The organism is Nodosilinea sp. LEGE 07298 (genome assembly GCF_015207265.1).
Classification (GTDB): domain Bacteria; phylum Cyanobacteriota; class Cyanobacteriia; order Phormidesmidales; family Phormidesmidaceae; genus Nodosilinea.
In genome coordinates this window covers 1-11,356 of record NZ_JADEXE010000224.1, presented here as the reverse complement: position 1 = coordinate 11,356, position 11,356 = coordinate 1, and the positions used below count along the sequence as shown (strand labels likewise).

General features: G+C 48.6%; 7 protein-coding genes and 2 pseudogenes. 8 read left to right on the top strand and 1 reads right to left on the bottom strand.

All coding sequences use genetic code 11. The features are described 5' to 3' along the window. Both IQ273_RS23975 and IQ273_RS23970 read left to right on the top strand, forming a co-directional pair. Positions 1-812 (top strand): annotated as a pseudogene (locus tag IQ273_RS23975) (BREX-1 system adenine-specific DNA-methyltransferase PglX); the annotation flags it as partial. 68 nt (positions 813-880) lie between these two features. Continuing rightward, entirely contained in the window at positions 881-1,483 is a 603-nt protein-coding gene (locus IQ273_RS23970; RefSeq protein ID WP_194025667.1) for a hypothetical protein, read from the top strand. Here IQ273_RS23970 and IQ273_RS23965 read toward each other — a convergent pair. Beyond that, complete coding sequence (locus tag IQ273_RS23965; RefSeq protein WP_194025666.1) at positions 1,461-1,931, bottom strand: hypothetical protein; 471 nt, start codon at positions 1,929-1,931, stop codon at positions 1,461-1,463. The genes IQ273_RS23970 and IQ273_RS23965 overlap by 23 nt on opposite strands. Positions 1,932-2,362: 431 nt before the next feature. Here IQ273_RS23965 and IQ273_RS23960 point away from each other — a divergent pair, with 431 nt between their 5' ends. From IQ273_RS23960 to brxL, 6 genes and pseudogenes are all read left to right on the top strand, one after another. Continuing rightward, a complete protein-coding gene (locus IQ273_RS23960) occupies positions 2,363-4,033 on the top strand; it encodes a dynamin family protein (protein ID WP_194025665.1) in 1,671 nt (556 codons plus the stop codon). 116 nt (positions 4,034-4,149) lie between these two features. Then, positions 4,150-4,848, top strand: a complete 699-nt coding sequence (locus IQ273_RS23955) for a hypothetical protein (RefSeq protein WP_194025664.1) — start codon at positions 4,150-4,152, stop codon at positions 4,846-4,848. After that, the gene (locus tag IQ273_RS23950; protein WP_194025663.1) at positions 4,845-5,672 is read left to right on the top strand and encodes a hypothetical protein; all 828 of its coding nucleotides are present in this window, start codon (positions 4,845-4,847) and stop codon (positions 5,670-5,672) included. The genes IQ273_RS23955 and IQ273_RS23950 overlap by 4 nt, the downstream gene beginning before the upstream one ends. Before the next feature lie 27 nt (positions 5,673-5,699). Beyond that, entirely contained in the window at positions 5,700-6,944 is a 1,245-nt protein-coding gene (locus IQ273_RS23945; RefSeq protein ID WP_194025662.1) for a hypothetical protein, read from the top strand. Between the two features lie 66 nt (positions 6,945-7,010). Continuing rightward, positions 7,011-9,530 (top strand): PglZ domain-containing protein, encoded by a 2,520-nt coding sequence (locus IQ273_RS23940; protein WP_194025661.1) that lies wholly within the window; start codon positions 7,011-7,013, stop codon positions 9,528-9,530. A 5-nt stretch (positions 9,531-9,535) separates the two neighbouring features. After that, positions 9,536-11,018 (top strand): annotated as a pseudogene (brxL, locus tag IQ273_RS23935) (BREX system Lon protease-like protein BrxL); the annotation flags it as partial. Between the last annotated feature and the right edge of the window lie 338 nt (positions 11,019-11,356).

Sequence of the window (11,356 nt, the reverse complement as noted above, 5' to 3'; positions counted from 1 at the left end):
CCGCCGACGGCTTACCCCCCACGTCTACCGAAGCACTGCCCCCCAACTACCCGATCGATATCCCCTTCAACGGCATCCTCGTAGACGACGAAGGCCACTCCAGCGACATCATTACCCCCATCCGCCAGGTGCTCGACCTGATCTGGGGCGACCAAGCGGGCGACATCGAGCAAGAAGCCTGCCAAATTCTCAGAGTCGCCAACCTGCGCGACTACATCGCCAAACCCAGCGCCTTCTTCGCCGAGCACCTCAGCCGCTACTCCAAAAGCCGCCGTCAGGCCCCCATCTACTGGCCCCTCTCCACTCGCTCCGGCGGTTACACCCTCTGGCTCTACTACCACCGCCTCACCGACCAAACCCTCTACACCTGCATCAACGACTTTGTAGAGCCCAAACTCCACCAGGTCAACCAGTCCACCACCCAACTCCGCAGCCAAACCAGCCGCACCCGCGACGAAGACAAACGCCTCGAAACTCTCCAGAGCCTAGAGCTAGAACTCATCGACTTCCGCGACGAACTGCTTCGCATCGCCCAGCTCCCCTACAAACCCAACCTCAACGACGGCGTGCAAATCACCGCCGCCCCCCTCTGGCCGCTCTTTGGCCTCAAAAAGTGGCAGACCAAACTCAAAGACACTTGGAAGAAGCTTGAAAAAGGCGACTACGACTGGGCACACCTGGCCTACAGCATCTGGCCAGACCGAGTGCGCGAGAAGTGTAAAGGGGATAAGTCGCTTGCTATAGCTCACGACCTCGAAGCACTCTACGAAGCCCCCCCCGAGCAACCCAAGAAGAGCCGTCGCAAAGCTTAGCGTCACACAATAGGGCATTTCCCCCGATGCCGGATACTATAGACTCAGCATCTATCAAAACTGGGCTTATGACTGGTAATGCTGACGAGTCGAATCAGGCAAGTGGGTCGCTAGCCTTCATCAATTCATTTTGGGCTGACTTATCCAAGCAAGACAAAATTATTCTTGGTGCTCCCTCTGTTCTTCTTGTCACAGTCCTTTGGAATTTGGACAAATTTCCAGAGAACCTTAAATCTCTAGCAGTTATAACTGCTGTATGCGTCTTTGTGGTTGCATGGTTAATTGTTCTCGCGGCCCAGTGGAGGAGAAGCAGAAATCGAAATTACTCCTTAGCTCGCGAAAGAAATTTAATCATAGAAAACTGGAATACTCGATACGAACAAATGCACGAACTCAGGAAGAGGGTAACTAAAATTCAAAAAGACTTAGAATCTTTGGTGCAGGAGGGAAGGCTAGAGCCACAAAACCAATCCCTAATCGACCTCAGCGCATTAATTGGAGAAATCGACAAGTACATAGCCACAACCAATCGCAGAGTCTTAGAAATTGAGCAATCCGAGGAAGTGGTGAACACTCCTGAAGAAAATCAAGCCCTTATTGACATGCTCAAGAGCCAAGCATCCATTGAGACTATTCACGAGAGCGTTTCTAATCCCTCAATTTCTGACTAAACGCCTTGGCTAAGTATTCATAGTAATGAGCAGATGCTGGGACACTTCCGCTCTTAGCTCTATATTGAAAAACCTGTATGAAAATATTTCTGGGATGCCCAAGTTCAGCTTTTACACCTGCCCTCAGGAATGGTCGAACGCCCCATTTATCAAGCACATCGTATGTGCCAGCAATCATGGCATGTTTCACCAACTCATCAAAGTAAGTTGCAGCCTCGCCTTCACTACCTTTGGGAATTAAACACCCTTGCCGGTGAAGGTTGTCAAAAAGTTGATCAAGACGTTTGAGGTAGGCTGCTGAACCCAACGCATAATTAGTTTGCTCTTCAAGCAGTTTTTCCCGATATTTAGCCAAATTTTGCTTGACCGTAGGGGCTGCTTGACAATTCACGTGCTGAATCTGGCGTTCTAAAGCATCCATGGCATTTCTAAATTGGTTCCAGTCCATAATCTGGGCACTCCAAAAACTTCTCCATTACAATTTCCTCGTGCGCCCAGAGGAATCAGGTCAACACAAGCAAAGTAATGATGAAGATGTGGAGGAGGCCATAGCACCCTTAGCCAAGAGCATCATAGTACATTTGAACTGCGATCATGTAAGGGGTTAATGATTTTTTGCCCTTTTGTCTGAAATGCCAGCCGTAGATTCCCTACTATGGCTGGAACGTCCAGGCATTGGGGTTTGCAGGGCGGTAAGGTGAGAAGACGACAGCCAACCAGTGAATCAATCTCATCCCTATGGGCATACTCAGACAGGTATGTTCACAATCCATAAGCATTCGGAGATGCCTGCTCGCCAGGGCAAGGCGAATAACTCCTGAGTTTCTAAGTTGGGCCTGAATACTGGAATAGTGAATTCACGTCGTTTAAGGGAAGTACATGCCGAAGGATACTAGTGTTGAGGCCCTTCTGAATGCAGCGCGCAAAGAGCTTCAGTCTCTTGGTGAATCAGTCGAGCGCCTGGCTCAAGGCTATCCAGAGGTTTTTGAAGCCTCCGATCTGGCTTTACGGCTAGACGGCTTCAGGGCAGCCCACCAGGAAGCCACCGAACGGCTAAAGACCCCTCGACTCTCTATCGCCACTATTGGTACCACCTCTTCTGGGAAGTCCACTATCGTTAATGCCTTGATTGGACGAAAGCTGGCCCCTATAGATGCCAGTGAGATGAGCGGTGGCGTGTTGACCTTCCTCCATGCCGGTGAATCTCGCGTTGTTGTAGAACAGACAGAAGGATCTGTGTGGGAAACTGGAGCATGGACAGCCCAAACAGATGAGGAAATCTACAACCGCATTCGCAATGCGGTAATGCATCCTTACCATGAGGAGCGAAAGAAACGCTCTCTCGCAGCACCAATTGTTACTGTTTCTAGCTCCCTTTTACCTGCAAACGATGCCCAGTTAATAGGCATACCTTCAGGGGTAGAAATTGAAATTATTGATCTGCCTGGCCTTAAATCTGTCCAAGATAAAACTAACTTAACTGTTATTCAGGACCGTGTAAAAAAGTCTTTTAGTCTCGTGGCTTTAGACTATATGCAGGTAGATGATGAACATCGCGGTGCCCTACTCATAGAGCTATCGAAAGTTGTTGATGCTATGGGAGGACGTGCCGAGAATGCAATGCTTTTTATTCTCAATCGCGTTGATCAGCGGGGAGCTGACGACAACGAAATATCACACCGAATTCAACAACTAAAGAAAGAGATTAAAGACAAACTTAAACTGAGCGAAGTGCCAGAGGTTATAGCCTTTAGTGCCCGTCCTCTATATTATGCTCAGTGCGCTTGGGGTTCATACCCTCTTAATGAAGAGTCAATTACTTTACCTCAAAATAGGAACCAATTTATAAATTCACTTTTTAATGACTGTTTTAACTTCATTTGGCAAAAAACAGCCGATGATACAGAGCTTATGCAGTGGTTTTTGAGCCTAGCTGCACAACTGAAAAGTGGCACAGATATTTCAGAACATGATCTCCGTCGAGTTCTGAAATATATGTATGAATGGAGTGGAGCAAAAGAGCTGTATCAGGCATTAAATGCCCGAATTGCAAAATCATGGCCAGAGATTATCCTAGCCCCTATATTATTGCAATCTATACAGAGATGTAGTCTTTTGACAGATAGCATAGAAACCTTTTGTCAAGCACGAAAGATCCAGTCAAAGGCTGAGGTTAAAGCAGCTTGTGGAGAGATTGAGAATACAAGAAAAAGCTTAAAAAAAATTATTAAGCAGACAGAACAGGAATTTCAAAAAGAATTAAAGGATATATTAGACAGATTAAAGGAAGGAACTCGGACAGGAAGCATTGATGCAGAAATTCAAATAGAGAAGCAAGCAAAGACCAATAAATGGAGTGGACTCAAAGATTTAGAAAGAGCTGTCAAAGAAGTTGAAATCGATTTGGTAGACAACCTTATCATCCCTGTCCGAGATGCTCTTAAATCAAAATCTAGCGCTTTTGAGCTAGAGGATAGACTTCAATCATATGTTGGGTCAGTCTATGCAAATGACATCGCTAGAGCCTATGATTTGGTTCGAGAAAATTAAATAATTTCGAGGAAAACCCTGGCTACCTTTGCAAACGCGTTCAGGTAGATGATACTCCTCAAGAAATTAAGAAACTTGAGAACGCTGAGCGATCTGTCGTAAAGCTGTACATTTCCATGAGGAAAGCTCTCATAGCACGAGCTGAATTTACTATTCAATCACAGGTCAAAAAAATAGAAAGGGTACTAAGCTCTGCTATTGCAAGTGCAGAAGAGCAGTTACTTATTATATGCCCTGATGAAGTTTCGAGCTTCAGCTTTAAGAGTAATGTTTTAGCGGTCTATAAAAGCAAAATTTCCAATGAGCCACCTACCCTTCCAAGAGATTTCTTCAAGCTTCCACCCCCAGGTGAGTATAAGAAGTTTAGCCAGGAAGAAATCACAGGAACAAAAGAATACATAAAAACAGTTGAAACAGGAAGTTGCCTAAAAAGAAAAAGAAAGAAGACGATTTTGGAGGATATCAAAGAGACCAAAAACTACTGCGAAATTATGCTTCCAGATGCAGATAACATGGCCCGCCAATGGGGTGATGGAATTACTCAGATGAAGCCAGGGTTGTGGGATGTTATAAGAAATTGGATTGAAGCACAACTGGAAGTGGTTGCCGACTCATTTGAGGATTCTATTAAAGAAATCTTTGATCTTGCCAATTCCGCTCTTGAAGAGCAATTGATTGTAATTGATGGCGACTTCCAAGCAGAACTAGAAAAATGGAAGCAAATAAGCTCCGAAATTCGCAAAACATCTAACATTTCAAAGAAGTTGCAATCGAAACTTGCCATAAAAAACTCGGCTGTCGGTAGAGAAAAATGACTCTTTACGAAGATATATGCCAAGTCCATGAAAGTTTGATCCGTGAGATTGAGCAAGGATATAAAACTGATGATGAACTTGTAGTCAATGCTATAGAGTCCTGGTTAGCCATTTTTTATCCTTCTTCTCCGGATCTTAGATCTATTAAGGAGCAATGCTTGATCTCCATGAAGGAGAGTCAAAATTTCAAATTTTTGTGGGCAGCTGATAATTTGGTTAAAGCTGTAAACTATAGCAGAGAAATTAATTACTGGAATTCGCAAAGGAGTAATTCCGTGCAGTCATGGTCTTATTTGATTGTTGGATTAGTCATAGTTGTTTTGGCAACGATAATTTTTTATGGAAGACAAGGTCATCGAGGTAGGGAACGTCTTAAAGCAGAAAAAAACTTTGACAAAGATCTAACCCGTAGCACTAAATCTCTCTTTATCATTGTTAATGCCGAAAGAGATGATTTGATTTCAGCCTTGTCTAATGTCTCTCAGCGCAGCACAGATGTGAACTGGAAAATGCTTTCTGATAAGTTATACAAGTCTTCAAAGGCTCTATGGATGGGTTCAAGCCAAAGTCCTGAGGCGCATGACATTAGAGAGGTATTGCAAAGACTTCAGATATCTGAATTTAAATCAGATTTAAATTCAGAATACGATGTTCATATTGTGGAAATTTCTCTGAAGGAAGGTGACAAAGGATTCGACAGGAATGCCAATCCAATTGACAGAAGAGATGCTTTTGAGAACCTTGTATCTAATTGCACGAAAATAGTTCAGGTCTCATCCCGGTTTTCTAGCTCTTCCTGTGAAGGTTTAGGCTTCTATATTTAGTGAATTTAGTACTTAAGGTGTAATGTTATGCTAATTTCCACAAATCTTTTGATTAATGACTCGTATATTATACAAGGCCTTATTGGTGGATCTTTGAAGAGATTTGGTGGTGTTATTCGAGATGCTAATACAGGTCAGATCGTTCGCCACCTAGCCGAGACCCCTGGCTTAACTCAAAAACTTTTTCAACTCCCTGCATCTCCAATCACTGGAAGCTTAGACCTCGCAACCAACATTGTCGGTCACGGTGTTACTTGGAATAAGTTGAACAAAGTTCAGCAACAGTTATCGCAAGTAATGGGGCTAACCCAAGTCGCGGCTGGGGCGAGTGTACTCGGTGTTGGCGTTAGTGTTGCAGGCTTTGCTTATATGGCCTACAAAATGCATCAACTCCAAACTTCGATGGATACGATGCAAAAGACAATGGAGTCTGGCTTTGGCCGACTAGAAGGTAAACTAGGTCAAATTTCTGGACAACTCAGTTATTTGCAACTTTTAGTCGAAGACAATCGAAAAGAGCAGGCTCGACTTGCCGACGCTATTAATAGCTTGCATAAAGCTTTCTTGGTAAAACAAGTAGCGGATCTACAAGCTGCAATTCAGAATCGACATCGGTTTCCCGATTCTTCCTTTAACGAAGACTTGAAAACAGCAACAGGTGCACGTAACTTCTTGTCTAATCAGGCCTTTAGCGCTGAGCCCGAATTCGATGCACGCAAGATTATGATTGCCGATATTGCTATTCAGGGCTGGGCGATCGCGACTACCACAGAAGCCTACATCTTGCTGGAGACAGGGCATGTTCTAGAAGCTAAACAAATTCTCAACTCCGAGCTTCTACGTTTCAAAGACTTAGCTTCCCAGTGGACTGAGGTACTACTCAAGAGCGAGCGCCCTGAATTGGCAACGGCTTATCGATTCACGGGTGATCGCTTTAAAGACCTCATTACAAGCGAGCGTGTAGAGCGAATCGCCATGCTATCTCCTATGGATACGGATTTGACCGAAGAGCAAAAGCGTAAAAAACTTGCTGATATCGAGGTCGAGTTTGAAATGTCTTACACTACAGACCTTGGCGAGGTATGGACACATCAGCAAATTGCTGAATCCGAATATTTGGACACTCTTAGTGAGCTATTAGCCCGAATTGAGGGATTGGAATCTTTCGTAAGACTATGTGAAACGACTGGCGTTAAAAGCATTCGAGAACTCCTACCAGATGAAAACTGTGAGCCTGGTCTTTACTTACTCAATCCAAGCCAAGAAAATTAATACCCGAGGAAATTGCAAGTATGGCTAAATAGCGTTCTGCCCGCCTTATACCCGCTGCTGAGAACCATGAGCATTGCTGAATACATCCGAGACGATATCCTCAAACTTCGCCTCAAGGCAGAGTGCCTGGTCGTCTACGACCCAGACCAGCGCTATCGCGACATCTGTCTAGATCTAGCCGAAGATCAGGTTGCCGTCATCGATACCTCAGCCAGCAGCATCGAAAGCCGCGAGCAGGCCCAAGCCGCCTTCCTCAAAGTCGCTAGCAGCAGCCTCAAAGGCATGGTCGTCTACATCCCTACCGCTGCCCCCGCCACCGATGAGCAACGGCAAAAAGATCCCTTTGCTATCTACGTTCAATGCGGAGCCCAGTTCCCCGATAGCGACGGCGATGAATACTTCAACCTCTGCCTTAAAGCCAAGCCCGAGCACAACACCGAAATTCGCCGCATCTTCCAAAACAACCCCAATCCCCCCTTTGCCACCATCGATGCCGTTGGCGGTGGCATTAGCTGGCCCCAACTGCGGGCTACCCTCCAGGCTGACTCCGCCGTCGATATCCTGATCGCCTTTCTCGTGCCCACCGAAGCACAGCAGCAGGCGCTTAAAACCGAGACCGGCTGGTTGCCAGAGGCCAAAGACTTTTTCAAAGCCACCCTTGGCCATACCCTCAAAACCCGAGCAAAATCCTGGAGCCCCATCGCCGAAGAGCTATGGCGATTCGTGCTGTTTAGTGAATTTGTCTTTGACCTGCCCGTACCGTTGCCAGAAGCCCTCCATGCCGTTCCCTACGGCCCCAGTGAGGCCGAAGTGGTGGTGTGTGACCTGTGCGATCGCCTACGCAACGACCAGCGTTACCAAGAAGCCTACCTAGAGCGGGCAGAAGCCATCGAAGCCGAGCTAAACCTGCCCCCCCTCTGTGCGGATATTGACGACCTTGGCCAGCTCAACACCTTTCCCTTTGAAGAGAGAACCTTTCTCCAACGAGCGGTTCAGGGCATTCTCGACGGTGATCTAGACATTACCCGCGACCTGCTGACCCGCCACAGCCAGTCAATCTGGCGTAGTAAGGGAGAAAACCAAGAGCAGTGGTCACTGCTTCAAGCCGCCCTCAACCTGATCGTCATCTGCGAAGACGTTGACCGGCAGCTACCCGAGTTTGGCCGCAGCCAGGAGAGCTTAATCAATGCCTACGTTGAGAGCCTGCGCCAGGTCGATCAGCGCCAGCGAGAGCTAGAAGAAAGCGTCGGCAATGCGATCGCCCTCAGCGACTCCCTCGATGCTGTTTTAGATGCCGCCCGTAGTTGCTACCGACGGCTGACCGAAAAAATTCAGGCGCTGTTTACCCGGCAGCTCGAACACAGCGGCTGGCCCCCAGCAGGCCGTCTAACCAACACAGAAGTCTTCAAGCGGTTTCTGGCCCCCCGACTCAGCGAGAAAGGGCAGCGCCTGGCCTACCTGATGATTGACGCCCTACGCTATGAGCTGGGCACTGAGCTAGAAAAGCTGCTGACCGAAGTCGGCATCGTCGAAATGCACACCGCCTGTGCCCAGTTACCCACCATTACCCCAGTCGGCATGGCCAGCCTGCTCCCCGACGCCCACAACAGCCTCACCCTAGACATCGAGCAGGGCAAGCTGGTGCCGAAAATTGGCGATGTGGTCGTTAGCAACGTGACCCAGCGGATGGGGTACCTGAAAAAGCAATTTGGCGATCGCTTCGCCGAGATGACCCTAAGAGACTTCATCACCAAAAAGAACCCCAGGGTTGACCCCACCGTTGATTTGCTAGTGCTGCGCAGTACCGAGATCGATAGCCAGCTAGAGTCTAACCCCGAAGACACCTTAAGCCTGATTCCCAAAACGCTGAAGCAAATTCGCGTGGCGCTAACCAAGCTGGTCAAACTCGGATTTCAGGAAGCCATTATCGTTAGCGATCACGGGTTCTTTCTCAATGCCCAGGCCGAAGCGGGCGATGTCTGTAGTAAGCCCCAGGGCAACTGGCTCTACACCGCCCACGATCGCATGCTGCTGGGCAACGGCACCGCCGACGCCCATAACCTGGTGCTGAGTGCTGATAAGCTCGGCATTCGCAGCAATGCCGCCCAGGTGGCCCTACCGAAAACCATGGCCCCCTACCGGGCCGGACATCTCTATTTCCACGGTGGCGCTTCTCTAGCAGAGGCGATCGTGCCCGTCTTGGTCGTGCGGTTAGACAGCGAACCTGTAGAAAGGCTAGAACAGTTCCAGGTAGAGCTGAGCTACAAGCGCGGCTCCAAGCGGATCACCACTCGCCTCCCCCGCATAGAACTCTCTCTGCTAGCAGGCAACCTATTCTCCCAGGCCAGCGCCTGCGAATTGCTTTTAGAGGCCCAAGACGCCCAAGGAGAGGTAGTAGGTGAACCGCGTCCCAGTGAAGACGTCAACCCCGCCACCAGAACGATTACCCTATTCCCTGGGGAAACTAAGCAAATCGTGCTGCGGATGGATGCCATGTTTGAGGGTAAGTTTACTGTGAAGGCCCTCGACCCCAACACCCTCAGAACTTACGCTAGCCTCAACTTAGAAACCGATTACACGGTCTAGACCCCATGGACAAGCTTGATCTACAGCTCAACGACATCTTTGAGGGCAAGGTTGTCCGCAAAGACTTGCTGCACCGGATCAAGAAAGGTACTAACGTTCCCACCTTTGTTTTGGAATTCCTTCTGGCCAAATACTGTGCCAGTGACGATCCCCTAGAAATCGACGCCGGGATGGAAGCCGTGTTGGCTACCCTGCAAGACAACTATGTTCGGCCTGACGAGGCCAATGCCGCCCAGTCTAAGGTAGCGACCAAAGGGAACTACCGCTTCATCGATAAGGTTCATGTGCGCTATGTCGAAAAAGAAAAGCGACACTGGGCTGCCCTAGAAAACTTTAATTCCCAACGCATTGCCGTCAGCCAACAGTTCTATCGTGACAACGACCGTATGCTCGAAGGCGGCATTTGGGCTGAGGTCACCGTCGCCCACAATGCCATCGAGGAAGATGACTACGCCTTTTATATCGAAGACCTACGCCCCGTTCAACTCAGCCGCTTTAACTTTGAGGCCTATGCCGAGGGCAGTGAAGCCTTCAGCCGCAATGAATGGATAGATATCATCCTGCGGACGGTCGGGCTTGAGGCGACTAAGTTATCTCCCCGGCAACGGCTGCACTACATTGCCCGCCTCGCCCCGCTGGTCGAGCCCAACTACAACTTTATTGAATTGGGGCCGAGGGGCACCGGGAAGTCTTACTTTTTTAGCGAGTTCTCCCCCTATTCCACGTTGGTCAGTGGTGGCCAAGCCACCAAAGCCACCCTGTTCTATAACAATGCGCGGGGCAAAGTCGGCCTGGTAGGCTTTTGGGATACCGTGGCCTTTGACGAAGTCGGCGGCATCAAAATCAAAGATCCCGACACCATCCAAATCATGAAAGATTTCATGGCCAACGGACGGTTTTCCCGTGGGGTAGAAATTATTGCCGATGCCAGTCTAGCCTTCGTTGGCAACATCGACATGTCGGTACAGCAAATCGTCAACTCTAGCCAGTACGACCTCTTTCAGCCCCTCCCCAGCCAGTTTGACCTAGCTGTGATGGATCGCTTCGCCTGTTACTTACCTGGCTGGGAGATGCCAAAGAACAGCAGCGAATACCTGACCAACAGCTATGGCTTCATCACCGACTATCTAGCTGAAGCCTTTCACTATGCCTTTCAACACACCAACCGCTATGAAGAAGTCACCAAGCGCATTCGTTTGGGTTCAGCCGTAGAAGGTCGGGATGAAAAGGGCATTAAGAAAACCGTGGCGGCTTTCCTAAAGATTTTGCATCCATCCACCAGCCCTACCGACGATGAATTTGAAGAATATGTAGCCTACGCTGTTGAATCTCGCCGCCGCATCAAAGAACAAATGAACAAGCGCAAACCCGATGACGAGTTTGCCAAAATCAATCTTTCCTACTTCACTGCCCAGGGCAAAGAAGTGACCGTCTACTGCCCTGAGTCAAAAAATGCCCTGGCCACTCAAAACCCAACTCGTCACAATCTAGAGGACGAAAAAGCAGCTCCCACCGCGAAGGATAAGCCGTCGCAGCGAAGAGAACCCGCAGCAAAAGCTTCCCAGACCGCTGTCCCCTTAGTGGTGCAGAAAACTTAGGGCAGTCTCACCATGAGAATGTGAGGACCTTAGCGAACTCAATGCGACAGTCTAGGGCGTCTCGCTTGCATTGAGAGGCGCAAGCGGGCGGTGGATTGCCCCTAGTTCCACCCAAGTTTGTGTCGAGTAAAATAGGGGTAGAGCGCTTAGGAGGCCAACGTGATGGCCAAGCAACGACGGAAGCGTGGAACCGCAGGCGATAAAACGATTTGTCTTCCCATTGCAGAC